General features: G+C 68.2%; 20 protein-coding genes and 1 pseudogene. 8 read left to right on the top strand and 13 right to left on the bottom strand.

Annotation, left to right across the window (positions count from 1 at the left end):
- From ACZ7GZ_RS32085 to ACZ7GZ_RS32025, 13 genes are all read right to left on the bottom strand, one after another.
- Positions 1 to 443 (bottom strand): hypothetical protein (locus tag ACZ7GZ_RS32085; protein ID WP_471029539.1); only part of this gene is annotated, 443 nt, incomplete at its 3' end.
- Positions 444 to 458: 15 nt separating this feature from the next.
- Complete coding sequence (locus ACZ7GZ_RS32080) at positions 459 to 875, bottom strand: hypothetical protein (protein ID WP_471029537.1); 417 nt, start codon at positions 873 to 875, stop codon at positions 459 to 461.
- 14 nt (positions 876 to 889) lie between these two features.
- Positions 890 to 1,330: a hypothetical protein gene (locus ACZ7GZ_RS32075; RefSeq protein WP_471029536.1), complete on the bottom strand. Its 441-nt coding sequence runs from the start codon at positions 1,328 to 1,330 to the stop codon at positions 890 to 892.
- A 107-nt stretch (positions 1,331 to 1,437) separates the two neighbouring features.
- Positions 1,438 to 2,025, bottom strand: a complete 588-nt coding sequence (locus ACZ7GZ_RS32070) for a phage tail tube protein (RefSeq protein ID WP_471029534.1) — start codon at positions 2,023 to 2,025, stop codon at positions 1,438 to 1,440.
- Positions 2,026 to 2,035: 10 nt separating this feature from the next.
- Positions 2,036 to 2,491, bottom strand: a complete 456-nt coding sequence (locus tag ACZ7GZ_RS32065; RefSeq protein WP_471029532.1) for a hypothetical protein — start codon at positions 2,489 to 2,491, stop codon at positions 2,036 to 2,038.
- A 3-nt stretch (positions 2,492 to 2,494) separates the two neighbouring features.
- The gene (locus ACZ7GZ_RS32060; RefSeq protein ID WP_471029531.1) at positions 2,495 to 2,707 is read right to left on the bottom strand and encodes a hypothetical protein; all 213 of its coding nucleotides are present in this window, start codon (positions 2,705 to 2,707) and stop codon (positions 2,495 to 2,497) included.
- Positions 2,708 to 2,720: 13 nt separating this feature from the next.
- Positions 2,721 to 3,056, bottom strand: a complete 336-nt coding sequence (locus ACZ7GZ_RS32055) for an HK97 gp10 family phage protein (protein ID WP_471029530.1) — start codon at positions 3,054 to 3,056, stop codon at positions 2,721 to 2,723.
- Complete coding sequence (locus tag ACZ7GZ_RS32050; RefSeq protein WP_471029529.1) at positions 3,053 to 3,394, bottom strand: hypothetical protein; 342 nt, start codon at positions 3,392 to 3,394, stop codon at positions 3,053 to 3,055. Before ACZ7GZ_RS32050 ends, ACZ7GZ_RS32055 begins: the two co-directional genes overlap by 4 nt.
- Positions 3,391 to 3,768, bottom strand: a complete 378-nt coding sequence (locus ACZ7GZ_RS32045) for a head-tail connector protein (RefSeq protein ID WP_471029526.1) — start codon at positions 3,766 to 3,768, stop codon at positions 3,391 to 3,393. Before ACZ7GZ_RS32045 ends, ACZ7GZ_RS32050 begins: the two co-directional genes overlap by 4 nt.
- Before the next feature lie 5 nt (positions 3,769 to 3,773).
- Complete coding sequence (locus tag ACZ7GZ_RS32040; RefSeq protein WP_471029525.1) at positions 3,774 to 4,337, bottom strand: hypothetical protein; 564 nt, start codon at positions 4,335 to 4,337, stop codon at positions 3,774 to 3,776.
- Between the two features lie 3 nt (positions 4,338 to 4,340).
- On the bottom strand, positions 4,341 to 4,721 hold the full coding sequence (locus ACZ7GZ_RS32035; RefSeq protein ID WP_471029524.1) for a hypothetical protein: 381 nt from the start codon (positions 4,719 to 4,721) through the stop codon (positions 4,341 to 4,343).
- 53 nt (positions 4,722 to 4,774) lie between these two features.
- The gene (locus ACZ7GZ_RS32030; RefSeq protein ID WP_471029523.1) at positions 4,775 to 5,629 is read right to left on the bottom strand and encodes a phage major capsid protein; all 855 of its coding nucleotides are present in this window, start codon (positions 5,627 to 5,629) and stop codon (positions 4,775 to 4,777) included.
- Positions 5,630 to 5,645: 16 nt separating this feature from the next.
- Complete coding sequence (locus ACZ7GZ_RS32025; RefSeq protein WP_471029522.1) at positions 5,646 to 6,446, bottom strand: hypothetical protein; 801 nt, start codon at positions 6,444 to 6,446, stop codon at positions 5,646 to 5,648.
- 154 nt (positions 6,447 to 6,600) lie between these two features.
- Between ACZ7GZ_RS32025 and ACZ7GZ_RS32020 the strand changes: the two genes are divergently transcribed.
- The 8 genes and pseudogenes from ACZ7GZ_RS32020 to ACZ7GZ_RS31985 all read left to right on the top strand — a co-directional run bounded on the left by ACZ7GZ_RS32020 (position 6,601) and on the right by ACZ7GZ_RS31985 (position 13,063).
- Entirely contained in the window at positions 6,601 to 7,509 is a 909-nt protein-coding gene (locus tag ACZ7GZ_RS32020) for a hypothetical protein (RefSeq protein WP_471029519.1), read from the top strand.
- On the top strand, positions 7,509 to 8,045 hold the full coding sequence (locus ACZ7GZ_RS32015; protein ID WP_471029517.1) for a hypothetical protein: 537 nt from the start codon (positions 7,509 to 7,511) through the stop codon (positions 8,043 to 8,045). The genes ACZ7GZ_RS32020 and ACZ7GZ_RS32015 overlap by 1 nt, the downstream gene beginning before the upstream one ends.
- Before the next feature lie 25 nt (positions 8,046 to 8,070).
- Positions 8,071 to 9,177, top strand: a pseudogene (locus ACZ7GZ_RS32010) (PBSX family phage terminase large subunit); the annotation flags it as partial.
- 467 nt (positions 9,178 to 9,644) lie between these two features.
- Positions 9,645 to 10,172, top strand: coding sequence for an HNH endonuclease signature motif containing protein (locus tag ACZ7GZ_RS32005; RefSeq protein WP_471029545.1), 528 nt, complete (start codon positions 9,645 to 9,647; stop codon positions 10,170 to 10,172).
- A 135-nt stretch (positions 10,173 to 10,307) separates the two neighbouring features.
- A complete protein-coding gene (locus ACZ7GZ_RS32000) occupies positions 10,308 to 10,790 on the top strand; it encodes a hypothetical protein (protein WP_471029516.1) in 483 nt (160 codons plus the stop codon).
- A gap of 49 nt (positions 10,791 to 10,839) precedes the next feature.
- On the top strand, positions 10,840 to 12,552 hold the full coding sequence (locus ACZ7GZ_RS31995; protein ID WP_471029514.1) for a hypothetical protein: 1,713 nt from the start codon (positions 10,840 to 10,842) through the stop codon (positions 12,550 to 12,552).
- A 17-nt stretch (positions 12,553 to 12,569) separates the two neighbouring features.
- Positions 12,570 to 12,845 (top strand): hypothetical protein, encoded by a 276-nt coding sequence (locus tag ACZ7GZ_RS31990; protein WP_471029513.1) that lies wholly within the window; start codon positions 12,570 to 12,572, stop codon positions 12,843 to 12,845.
- Positions 12,846 to 12,862: 17 nt separating this feature from the next.
- A complete protein-coding gene (locus ACZ7GZ_RS31985; RefSeq protein ID WP_471029511.1) occupies positions 12,863 to 13,063 on the top strand; it encodes a hypothetical protein in 201 nt (66 codons plus the stop codon).
- The last annotated feature ends 272 nt before the right edge of the window (positions 13,064 to 13,335 follow it).

The following is a 13,335-nucleotide window of genomic DNA, read 5'->3' as shown; positions in this document are numbered from 1 at the left end:
GCCGATGTGGCGGATTTGACGTCCGCCTGGGCCGTGACCTTGACGGTGCGGTCCTTGGTCAGCTTCTTCAGGCTGCTGGTCGCTGCCTTGTCGTCGACCTGAGCGGTGACCTTGACAGTCCGGTCTTTGGTCAACTTCGTCAGGCTGGCCGTGGCTGCCTTGTTGTCCAGGGTGGCGGTGATCTTGACGGTGCGGGTCCTGGTCAGCGTCTTCAGGCTGGTGGTGGCCGCCTTGTCATCCAAGGTGGCTTTGACCTTCACCCCGATCGGCTTGAGCAGCCTTTTCGTGATCTGGAGGCGGATCGTGTCCCCGGCCAGGCTGCCCGCGTCCTTGGCGGGCTGCCGGATGGCGGAGGGCAGCTCGACACGGAGCCTGTCGCCGAACTGCGACATGTCCGGGATCAGCGATACCCGGGTGGAGCCGACCAAGGTGGCATCTGCCATGCTGCCCTCCCTCCTCTACTGCTGCTTCTGCTTGTGTGCTTCGAGGTCGCGGATCCGGCTGAGCCAGAGGTCGATCTCCGCCTGCTTCTGCGCGGCGCCCTCCGGGGCCTGCCGGGGGGCGAGACTGTCGAGGACGGCCCGGTTCCGGGCGGACCGCGCTTCGCTGAGCGCGTCGCGTGCCTCGTCCGTGGCCAACTTGGGTGGTTCCACCGGGCTCATGGCTGGGGGTTCGCCCTTGAGGTGGGCTTTCCAGAGGATCTGCGCCATCAGCTGCAGCAGGTTCACCTCGGTGGCCTGCATGTAGGTGGTCTGGTTCCAGCGGTGGCCTGCCTGGTCGCCGGCTGCGGCGGCTTTGGTGGCGGAGTCCTCTGGGAGGGCGATGACCAAGTCCCTCAGTTCGGACCAGGTCATCGATCCCTCTCCCCAGGACATGGCCCAGAACTCCTCTAGGCGACGGCCGGGGTAGTAGCGCTGTAGGTCGGCGCGGATGCTTCCGGCGTGCTCCTCGAGGAGTTGGAGGAGCCAGAGCCTTCCCCCGGCTCCGTGCCCGCCTCCTGGCTCAGCTCCTCGACCAGCGCCTTCAGCTCCCCGACGGTGAGCTGGGCCACCCGGATGAGGTCGTCGAACGCCTCGGGCGGTGAGGCGACCTTCCGCAGGACGTCCAGGTTGGTGCTGTCGCCGTCGGCTTCGACACTGCGGACCACGTCGACGGGCCAGTAGTCCTGGGTGAGGAAGGAGCAGACCCGCTCGTCGGGCACGGCGCCCTCGGGCTGGTCACCGGTGAGGGGGAGGTCGAAGACGACGTCGACGTACTTGACGCCGGCGGCCTGGGCGACCTGGGCGCGCATCTGCTGGAGGCGGATGACCTTGCGGTTGGGCTTGGACACGGGAGGTTCCTTCGTGGGCAGGGGCGGGGCGGGGGTCTTCAGAGGTGGCCTGCTCGTGCTGCCCCCGCCCAAGGGATGTGAGCGCGAGCAGGCCACCAGTCAGGGGGTCAGGACGGCAGGGTGACGTTGGTGAGGAACCGCTGGACGGCCTGGCCGCCGCCGGGGGCGGCGAGCGGCTTGAACGTCAGCTCGAAGGAGGAGGCGTCGTCCGCGCTGCGCTTGCGGTTGCCGCGGTCGGACACGTCCACGCGGGCGATCATGATGCGTTCGATCTCGTCGCCTTCGATGATGTCGATGCCGAGGGCCCGCTCGATGCCCGGGGAGGCCTGGCCGGTGCCGAAGCTGAGGAACTGGGGGACGGCGGGCGGGCCGGTGACGGCGGCGGTGCTGGTCATGTCGGTCGCTTCGACCGCGTAGTACAGCTGGAGGAGGTCCGCGGTGGTCTCCAGGAACGTGATCTTGAAGGAGCCGTCGCGGGACTTCACACGGGTCTTCACCGGGGCTTCCTCACCCCAGGCCATCACCTCGGTACGGTCCTCACCCAGGGCCTCCTCAAGACCGTCCGGGTGCATGTAGCCCAGGTCAACCCAGCCGGTGCCCCAGGCGACGGTCGGGCTGGTGGGGAAGGTCGTACCGACGGGGGCGACGTAGCACTTGCCCTTTACGCCGATCTTGATGTTGTCTGCGTTGCCCACGACGGGCCTCCTAGCTCACGGTTCGGGGTGGGCGCACGCTCATCCCCAGGGTCATCCCGACCCGTCGGACACCCGTGTTGGGCTCCTCTGGGCGGTCTTGCGGGCCGGTCTCCTCGGAGGTTCCGGTGACGATGCCGTCGGCGGTGGACTGGCCGGGCAGCAGCTCCCACTCCCCGCGCACCCTGAGGGCGAGCCGGGTGGCCGCACCGAGGGCAGGCTTTGCGGGGGCGTAGCAGTCGACGGAGAAGCGGGGCTGGTCCCTGGCAGATGGATCGGACCAGCCCCGCAGATCAGCGGTTCCGCCGATACGCAGGACCCGGACGATGCCGCCGTGCTCGGCGAGGGTGGCGTTGAACTCCTCACCCTCGGGGAGTTCGCCCACCACGAGCGCGGTGGTGCCGAGCGCGGTTTGCAGCAGGTCGATGGCGATCTGTTTGCCGTCGGGGAGGCGGACCGGCGTGGCCACGGCTTACGCCTGCTTGGTGGTGCTCGTCTTGGCCGGCGTCTTCGCCGCGGCGGTGTCGTCGGTCTTGGTGGGCTCAGGCTCGCTGTCCTTGGCGGGGACGGCGAAGCCCCGCCACTGGTGCAGCTCGTCGCGGCGTACCTCGACGGTGTCTCCGGGCTGCTTGTCCTTGTGCCAGAAGATCAGGCGCATCTTGACCAGTTCGGCGCCGTCAGCCATGGCGGTCTCCTTCTCAGTGGTCGCCCGCGGCTGCATCAAGCGCGGTCGAAAGCGTGTAGTGGGGCGGGTGGATGGCCCGCCCGTTGCGGTCGGTCTGGCGGGTGCCGTGCTCCACGTAGATCGCGTAGGGGACGTTCGCCTCGACGTAGACCTCGCCGTCCGGGCCGGGCTCGGGCACGCGGTGGATGGACGCCTTGTAGCGGCCGGTATCGACGGGGGCGATGGACTGGGCGACCTCCACCACGCGGTCCATGCGCCGCGCGAGGTCGTCCTGCACGATCTGCGTGTGGGGCAGCTGGTGGATGGCGTCCTCATTCACCTCCACCTGAACGGTCACTTCGGTGCTCACGCGCCCTTCACCTCCAGCAAGGTGACGGACTGACCGTCCAGCGGCCCTGCCTGCTCGACGGTGGCGGGGACACCGTCGATGTCCCAGGTCCGGCCGTCCCACTGGATCCGGTGCTGGGGCAGCACCTTCGGCGCACTGCGGGGCAGGAACAGTTGCGCGCGGGTGATGGTCTGGTCGCCGGCCTGCTTGGTACGCGTGGCGAACATGTAGTCGACCGTGCACCCGGTGATCACAGTGGGGGTCGGGTGGTCCCAGTCCCGGACCGTGGTGTTGTAGTCACCCGGCACGAGTGGCGCCTCGAGCAGGGTGACCGTCTGACGGCCGATGTTCCCGATCATCCGATCACCAGCGGCCACATCGTGAGCAGCCCGGAGTTCCGCAGGACGGTGGCTGCCGCGGGAGCGATCCTGGGGGCTGCGGAGCCACCGGAACCTGTGCCGTTGCGTCGGGTGATGGACCTTTGCCCGGTCGTCATGGACTGCACGTCGTCCTGGGCGCCGGTCTCGTCCCCACGCTCGAGCATCCAGTGGGCCTGCCGGACACACGCCCGGCGCAGCACGTCTTGGACGTTGGGGTCGGTGGGCTCGTACATCGCGCCGATCAGCGCCGCGTCGATCGCGTCCGACGCCTGCTCGAGGAGCCGGGACGCATTCGCGGGCGCGGGCTCGGGGGCGAGCCACGCCTCGAGGTCGCTGATCGTCGCGTATGCCATCGGGCCTACTCCCCCATCTCGCGGGCGTCTTCGACGACCTGGGCGTAGTCCTGGCAGTCGGCCTTGGTGGCGTCCTTGGCCTGGTCCGGGTCCATGCCGAGCGCGATGGCGTACGCACGCCAGTCGGCGACGGACGCGTTCTTCGCGGGCCGGTCCGGCAGCGGCGCGACCGGGTTCTCCGCGTCCTCGTTGGGGACCGGAGCCTCCTGGCCTTCACCGAGCGCCTCCTCGTGTGCGTCCACCCACTCTTGGAGCTGGGTGACGGACAGGGTGGACGCCTGGTCGGCATTCAGACCGAGCGCGACGGCGTAGGTGGCCCACTCGCCGGCGTGCGCGTCATCGCCCGGCCGCTCGCCCGGGGCGCGGCGGTGGTCGCCGACCCGGTTCACGGTGTCCGCTTCGGCGCCGTGGACGACGACGAGGGACTTGTCGCCGGCCTCCACATCGACCGGCTTGCCGTCGACGGGCCGCAGGTGCCCGCGGGCGACCTGCTTGGCCATCTCAGGATGCAGCGGGTCATCCAGGGTGAGCCGCAGCCCACCCGGACCCTCGTACTCACGGGAGGCCATGGGTCAGTTCCACGCCTTCGGCATCTTGAAGACGGTGATCGTGCCCAGGAAGCCGCTCTCGAAGTCGACGTACAGGCTGCTGCCGTCCTGCTGGAACCTGGCGGACGTGAACGGGCCGAGGAACTCCTTGCCGGTGTTCGCGCCGACGGAGACGGTGAGGTCGCCCTGGCCGGCCATCCACGCCTGGATCCCGGAGCCGGTACGGACGATGACGTTCTTCGCGCCGGTCGCGGTGTTGGTGACCCTGATGAGGGTGTGCTCGGGGTCGACGCCGTTGATGACGACACCGTTGGTGACGAGGGTGGAGTCGATGGTCGTGCCGGCCACGTCGGACAGGTGGCCGTTGGGGACGAAGTTGGTGTAGCTGACGGCGGTGCGCGCCATGAGAAGCCTCCTAGGGGGTCAGCGCACGAGGGTGTTCAGTGCCCTGGGAGGGCTCAGGGGGTGACGAACGCGACGGCGATACCGGTCGGGCGCAGCAGCTTGCCGCCGTAGACGTGCAGGCCACGGATCGCGTCGGCGATGGTGGACTGCAGGCGCAGCGCCTCGGTCTCCAAAATTTGCTCGGCGTAGGTGATGGCGCCCGGGTAGCCGGCCTGGATGACCTGGACCGAACCGGTGGGGTTCGGGGTGTTGTTGCTCTCCAGGATGTCGAAGCCGGCGGCGCGGCCGACCATGCCGTTGCGCAGGCCCTGGTCGGTGCCGGACTCGTTGACCTTGATGAACCGGGAGTCCTTGAGCAGGTCACCGGAGAACTCGGGGCTGACGACGACGTAGCGGCCCTCGGTGGGGACGTTGGCCCGGTTCAGCTTGGTGCGCAGGGGCACGAGGACCTTGTCGTAGGCGTCGGTCGGGGTGGAGCCGAGCGCGATCGGGGAGCCGGTGGAGCCGACCACGTTGGCGGAGGCGGCGCCGGTGTACAGGCTGGCGACGTAGGCGTCGGCCTTGTCGCGCAGTCCGTAGGCGGCGTTCTGCGCCATCTGCGCCATGGGGTTGAGCAGGGCCTGCGCCTTGTCGACGTCGTCGATCTTGAACGCGAAGGCCTTGGCCTGGTCGATGACCAGGTCGGTGCCCGCGGTCTCGACGTCCTCGTAGTTGATCGTGTCGCCGGAGTCGTAGTCGAACACGGTCGGGTCACCGATGGTGGTGATGTGCACCGACTGGCCGTGAGAGCTGATCTCGCCCTCGTAGTTCCGGTTGACGATGTCCGGCTGGGCGTAGACGAGGCTGTTGCGGAGGGCCACGAGGAGCTGGGCAGACCAGATCTCGGGCTTGAAGTTCTGGATGGACACGGAGGCTCCTAGTGGCCTACCGGCCGCCTCCCAGGTACGAGGTGAGTCGTCCCTCTTCGACGGCCTTGGTGATCTGTTCGGGGGTCATCCGCTTCACGTCCTCCGCACCCAGCTGCTTCTTGCCGCCCGGCGCCCCGGTCATCGGCGCTCCCCCGGCGGGAACCGCCGGTTTGGCCGGCTCGGGCTTCGCCGCGAGTTTCGGGTTCGCCTCCACCGCCTGCTTGACGGCCTTCTCTACGTCCGCGTTGAACGAGCCGGAGGTGGGGTCGAGCTTGGCGATGGCGTTGGCGAAACCGCGGGAGTCCAGGAGGGCGTCGGGGTCGCCGCCGTGTTTCCCGGCCGACTTGTAGACGGCGAGCTCGACCTGGGTCTGGCGGGCCTGGTCGCGGGACGCCTTGGTCTCACCGCGGGCCTCGTCCAGTTGCTTGGCCAGCTCCTCGGGGGTGGGCGGCTTCTCCTCGCCGGTGTCGATGCCGAACGCGGCCGCGACCTTCTTCATGAAGTCGGCCTGGTCCTGCTGCGCCTTCTGTTCTGCGGCTTCGCGCTTGGCCTTCTCGGCTGCGACGTCACCGCGGAGGTTCTCGACGAGGCGCTCGAACTTCGCTGGGTCGAACTCGCCCTCGAACTTTGGGGCCTTCCCCTTGGGTTCGCTGGTCGGTTCGGTGGCCGGTTCGGCGGGAGACGCGGGCTGTGCGGGGGGCGTTGCGGGTGCGGCCGGCTCTGGCGGAGTCGGTGCGGTGCCTTCGGGCTGCTGCGGGACGGCCGGCTGGTTGCTCGGGTCCGTGGGCGTGCTTTCGGGCTGGGCGGGGGTCGACATCAGAGCCTCCTTGGGCTGCCTGCACGTGGGTGTTGCGGTGCCTTGACCGCACACGTACTGGCATGGATGTTAACCCAAACCACGGTTCAATGCTGCACAATCAAAGGCAAGAAAGCAAGCTAGCCTTTGAATCTAAGGAAGAGAGGGGGTTGGTGTGGTCGAGAGCAGCAACCAGATAGCCGCCCTTGCACAGCGTCAGCCCGCCCAACTCCGGGCCCTCGAGCACCGCCACGCAGCCGTTGCTGCTCGCCCCCTCGCCCGCGCGCTCGCCGACGCCGAGACGGATGCCACCGGCCGCTGGCTGATGGCGACCACACCCACTCAGGCCATCCCCTCGCCCGCAGACCTGCAGGTGCTCATCGAGCACATCCGCAAGGCCTTGGAAGCGGCGTTCTACGGGCAAGGCGCCTACGCCATGCGCGAGGCCCAGCGCGCCGCCTACACCGCCGCGAGCCTTGGTATCCAGCACGCGTCCAGGATCACGGCACTCCTGCGCGGCGTTGCCCCGCCCACCAACATCCCCGTCGAGACCGGGCCGGTCGCCGACCGCGCCGCCGACGGAATCACGGCTGCGGTGCAGGAGGAGCACTCCCACGCCCTGGCGCTGCTCACCACTGCGGGCCTGACCGCTGGAGGGCTGCTCGCCGTGAAGTCCGTGTTCTCGAGGGCCCGCCGCGCGGTCATCCGGATCACCGCCGGTGTGGCCACGGCCATCACCTCGGCGGCCGCGAACGCTGCCCTCACCGTTGCTCGTTACCTCGGCCCTGGGGTGCGGATGCTGTGGGTGGCCGAGCCCGGCGCCTGCCCGGCGTGCGCCGCATACGCCGGCCGGTCAATCCGCCCGGGCGGGCACTTCCCCGGCGGACTGTCCTTGGACCCGAAGCGCGCCGTGTTCCTGACGTCGATACCGGGTCCACCTCGGCACGTTCATTGCCGCTGCGGACTCATTCCGTGGCATCCGCGCTGGACGGCCAACACGACCGGTACGCCGCTCCCGGCGCTGTTGCAGCAACGCGCCCGCGCCGGCGCCCGCATACCCGCTCCCGCCCGGAGGACCGTCTGATGCCCGGAGGAACCATCGACCCGGACCGCTTCGACGAACTCCGGGACCTGCACGCACGGAACTACGGCCGCAACCGGATCGCCCGTGAGATGGGTGTCCCGCCGGTCATGGTGTCCCGTACCGCCGAACACCTGGGTCTCACCTTCGACCGGTCGAAGATTCAGGCCGCGACCGAGGCCCGGCTGGCGGACCTGGCGGAGCGGCGTTCCCTGCTCGCCGAGGACCTTCTGGGCGATGCGGAGAAGCTGCGCGCGCAGATGTGGCAGCCGACGACCGTCTACTCCTTCGGCGGCAAGGACAACACCTACGAAGAGCACGAATTCGATGAGGCGCCGGCGTCGGAGAAGCGGGCGTTGATGTCGACGGCCGGTATGGCGATCGACCGGTCGTTGAAGCTGGTTCCGGCGGAGGAGTCGTCGAACCTGGACTCGGCCAAGTCGATGCTGGGGTCGCTGGGTGAGGCTCTGGTGGCGTTCACGCGCCAGGAGGACGAGCAGGCGGCCGAAGCCGAGCGGGGCCTGGACGGCGGGTCGTAGCCCGGTGACGACCACGCTGGAGTCGATGCCTCTGTCCCGGAAGCAGATCCGGTCTGTCGCGGAGTCGACGGCGAAGATCTGCTGCTGGGAAGGCGCGATCCGGTCGGGGAAGACGATCGCTTCTCTGCTGAAGTGGCTGATCTTCATTGCGGGTGCGCCGACCACGGGTGAGCTGGTGATGGTCGGGAAGACGGCGCAAACGATCCACCGCAACCTGTTCCTGCCGATGCAGGATGCTGCTCTGTTCGGGGAGATCGCCCGGCACGTGCACTACACGCCGGGCGCGCCGACCGCGACGATCCTGGGCCGCACCGTTCATGTGATCGGTGCGAACGACGCCAAGTCGGAGCCGAAGATCCGCGGTATGACGGTGTGCGGGGCGTACGTCGATGAGGTCACGCTCGTCCCGCAGGTCTTCTTCGAGCAGCTGTATGGCCGCATGAGCGTGCGCGGGAGCCAGATCTACTGCACGACCAACCCGGACAATCCGGCGCACTGGTTCATGCGGGACTGGCTGTCGCAGGCCGGCCGGAAGCCTGTCGCACGGTTCAGCTTCACGATCGACGACAACCCGTTCCTGGATCCCGAGTACGTCGCCGATATGAAGGCCTCCCATGAGGGCTTGTTCTTCCGTCGCTTCATTTTGGGAGAGTGGGTGGCGGCGGAGGGTGCGATCTACGACTCGTGGGACCGGGACCGTCACATCGTCACCGCACTGCCGGCCGAGGGCATCTACAAGTGGATCAGCCTGGGGGTCGACTACGGCACGTCGAATCCTTTCCATGCCGTGCTGCTCGGCCTGGGACGGGACCGGCGCCTGTACGCGGCCGCGGAGTGGCGGTACGAGGCGCGGCAGACCCGGAAGCAGCTCACGGACACGGAGTACTCCGAACGGCTGCGAGGCTGGCTTCAGGAGGTCCCGGGCATTGGGGCGGTGCGCCCGCAGTTCGTCACCGTCGACCCATCCGCAGCCAGCTTCACGGCGCAGTTGAAGCGGGACAAGCTCACGCCGACGCCGGCGAAGAACGACGTGATGGACGGGATCCGTACCGTCTCGAGCGTCCTCGCCTCGAACAAGCTCCTCGTCCACGCCTCATGCGCGGCACTGATCCAGGAGATTGGCGGCTATTCGTGGGACGACCAGGCTGCCCTGCGCGGGATCGAACAACCCCTGAAGGTCGCCGACCACGGATGCCTTGTCGCAGGGACGCCGGTGACTACGAGCACTGGGCAGGTTCCCATCGAGGACGTTGGCCCGGGTGACCTGGTGCTCACGCGGCGCGGGTACCGGCCGGTCGTAGCGGCTGGAATGACGTCTCCAGCCGCCGAGGTTTTCCGCGTCGATATTGAAGACGGGTATTCCATTACCGGAACCGGAAACCATCCCGTTTGGGTTGAAGGAAAGGGATGGACCCGCCTCGATGAACTGCGTTATGCGGATATAATTTTGACGTGCCGAAACGAGTCGAACTCATCGTTTTCCGAGGCGTCACATTCCGCCGATACCCGGATTCAAAGAATTGGGCCGACAGCGTCTATTACACGCCCGGAGGAACTGACCGAGCCCGAGGCGTACGCAGGCTCCACGAAGAGATCTGGATGGCCCACCATGGCCGCCAGATACCCGAGGGGCACCACGTCCACCATCAGGACCACAACCCCCTCAACAACGACCCCAGCAATCTGGTCTGCCTCACCGCAGCAGAGCACGCCAAGCATCACGCCGACGAGCAGCGCGGTGTCTGCTCACCAGCGGCCCGGGCGAACCTGGAACGCATCAGGCCTCTGGCTTCCGCCTGGCACGGGTCTCCCGAAGGGCGCGCTTGGCACTCCGAGAACGGGCGCAGGTCCTGGGAGGGCGTGGAACCCCAGCCTCGAACTTGCGAACAGTGTGGCGACACGTTCCACACGCGATCTCGGCAAGGGCATGAACGCTTCTGCGGGAACGCCTGCAAGGCCGCTTGGCGCCGCGCCAGCGGCGTCGATGACGAGCAGCGCAACTGTGAACGGTGCGCGTCTCCGTTCGTCGTCAACAAGTACAGCAGGACCCGCTTTTGCGGGAAGTCATGTTCTCGGCGTGACGCCATTGAGCGGCGCCGTGCCCGTGTGGAATCTGACCGTCGCTGACTGCCCGGAGTACTTCGCAGGCAGCGTGCTGGTCCATAACTGTGACGCGCTGCGCTACGGGATCTTTACGACCCGCGCGCTCTGGCAGCGCCATGTCCATCTCGCCGCCTGAACCGAACTGACAGGAGATCAATCATGACCGAGTCCCGCCGCTTCCACCTTCAGCGCGAGCACGACGTGACCGGTGTCTCCGGGACTGGCCGCGTCGCCGATGGCATCGTCTGGCCAGACGGGACCGTGTCCATCCGTTGGACGGGGCCCATGCCTTCCACTGTCTTCTGGCACTCGCTCGAAAACGCCCTACACGTCCACGGGCACGGCGGTCACACCCGCATCGTCTGGGACGACCCCGAGACGCCCGAGCAGGACATGACCTGTCCGCACTGCCCTGACGGACACACCCCGCCCGACGGTGGCTCCCAGCCCTGGAGCGCCTGGGTCGGCCCGGAACGCGACGGCGACGGCCAGCCGATGACCGTCCACGTCGCACGCTCCGCTGGGGCGCACGTTGCCGAGTCGGACGCCGCGTGGGTGCGTCAGAAGCTCAACGGCCCGGCTGACGACCGCCCGGCGCCTCCTCGTCAGAGCACTTTCTCACGGCTCGGGCGCGGCGCGTAGCCCACCGCCACCGGCTTCCCCGCCTCGTATCAGAAACAAGGAGACTGTCATGCCGCTGCCGCCGTCCGGGAAGACCGCCTGGCCCCCGCTGCAGTTTCACGAGCCGTACGCCGACATGGACACGTGGCGTGCCTGGTACGGGGGCGACACCCAACATCTGGCGTCCGTGTACGGCGGCCCGAACGCGTTCATGAGCAATGCGAAGGCCCGCTCGTTCTTCGACCTGAACCGGCCATCCCAGTACCGGGGTGGGATCGTGGGCGGGTTGGCCCGCATGTTCTGGGGTGAGCCGATCACGCCGGGGCAGCCGCACGCCAAGCTGCACGTGCCGATCGCCGCGGACATCGCCGAGCTCAGCGCGAATCTGCTGTGGTCGGACATCCCGACGGTGACGGTGGATACGGATTCCGCGGATGGCGCGCCGGCACTGGTGGCGACGACGGATCAGATCAAGCGGTACCTGGACGACCGTGGGCACGCGTCGATGCGGGAGGGAGCGGAGATAGCGGCCGCCTTGTCCGGGGTGTACGTACGGGTGGTGTGGGATCTGTCGCTGAGGCCGCGGCCGTGGATGGACATCCTCGGCCCGGATGCAGTGGTCCCGGAGTGGAAGTGGGGGATGCTCGCCGCGGCGACGGTGTGGCGGGAGCTGGAGCCGCTGAACGGCAACACCGAGGTGTGGCGACTCCTTGAGCGGCACGAGCCCGGATCGATCGGGTACGGCCTATACCGGGGGGACGCGGACACCCTCGGCATGATGATGGCGCTGGACGACCACCCGGAGACCCAGGAGCTGATCGGGCAGGTCAACGGTGACGGCGTCGTGGAGACCGGGATCGACCGGCTGCTCGTGTCGTACATGCCGAACGTGGGCCCGAACCGGCAGTGGGATCACATTCCGGAGGCGAAGGCGTTCGGGCGGTCCGACTTCGCTGGCATCGAGTCCCTGATGGGGTCACTCGACGAGGCCTGGACGTCGTGGATGCGTGACCTGCGGTTGGGTAAGGCGCGGATCATGCTGCCCCAGTCGATGCTCGAGGTCGAAGGACCGGGTGGTGGCGGCCTGTTCGATCTGGACCGTGAAGTGTTCGTGCAGTTGAACATGCTGGACGACGGGGCGGGCGCCAGCTCGCTTGCCATGAACCAGTTCAACATCCGGGTCGATGAGCATGAGCGGACGGTGGCGGCACTCAGGCATCAGATCCTGTCTGCGGCCGGCTACTCCGCGCAGTCCCTCGGGGATGAGGGCACCGTCGCGGTCACGGCCACGGAGGTCGCGGCACGGGAACGCCAGTCGCTGACCACGCGCGGGCTGAAGATCCTGTACCAGCGGCCGGCGCTCCTCGAGGTCCTCACCACCATGCTGTACGTGGATGTCACGCACTGCGGGGCGAAGGGCGTGGACCCGACGGTGGAGCTGACCGCGTCGTGGCCGCAGGCCGTGCAGCCCGACCCGGAGTCCACGGCGCGCACGCTGTCGTACCTGGAGACGGCCAAGGCGATCAGTACGTGGATGAAGGTGAAGACGCTGCATCCGGAGTGGGACGACGAGGACGTCGCGGAAGAGGTCGCCCGGATTCGGGACGATGCTGCTGCGGCGAATCCGATCCCGGCCGGCGACCCGTTTGGTACCGGCGGCGGCCAGTCTGCGGAGGACCCGACGGCCACGGACCCGGAGGACGGCGCGCCCGAGGACGCTGCGGACGGCCAGGAGCCGGGCGACCAGGCCGATCCGAAGCAGGGGCAGCCCAAGGCAGCCTGAGCGAGGAGAATGGCAGTATGACCGACACTCAGAGCGTCATCCCGCTGTCCCAGTGGGCCTGGTATTGCCGGGACACGGAGGCGTTGCAGGAGCGCGGCCTCGGCGTTGCGAGCTGCCTGGTGTGCGGGCAGGAGCCGCGTGAGGTGGTCGTGCAGCCCTGCCCTGCGTCCTGTATGGGGGCGCACGGCTCAAGGGACGTCCTGGGGCATGTGGCATGGCTCGGCTGCGGTCACATGGCCGATGTAGAGGTCACCGACGATCCTGGGGACCGTGCGCTGGTGGGGCGGGCTTGAACCACAGCCTGGACAGCATGCGCTACGCCTTCGGCCCACTGGTCGGGCAGGAGCCGCTTGAGCATGAGCACGTGCTGGCCAAGGATCCGATGCGGCTGGGATGGCGGTGCCGGCTACTCGGCTGCGGCTTCTTCAAGCCGGCTGGGGAGTTCGACGGGATCAGGATCCTGCCGGGGCTGGAGTGGCACGACGAGGCTTGGGTGGGCGGGGGCTCGTAGGGCTGTCAGCGGCGGCGGACGCCCTTACGCATCGGTAGACGACGGTAACGGGTCACGGGCCCGCCCTTCGTGGCGTGGGCCTTCTGGTGGGCGTAGCGCGCCCTCAGTCGCGGGTTCGCAAAGAAGTAGCGCCACTTCTCTGCGCCTTGGAAACGAATCCCTTGTGTCGCTTCCCAGGCATGTAACCACCTCCCTCGGTTGATCCTCTCTAACAGTCTGCCCGTCTGATCGGGAGTGTTCAGCGCGCTGGGTGCCGCGTTTCCGCAGGTCGC

This window comes from Streptomyces sp. NPDC037288 (assembly GCF_055603265.1).
The sequence above is the reverse complement of the archived record's forward strand: the minus strand, read 5'-3'. Positions and strand labels throughout refer to the sequence as shown.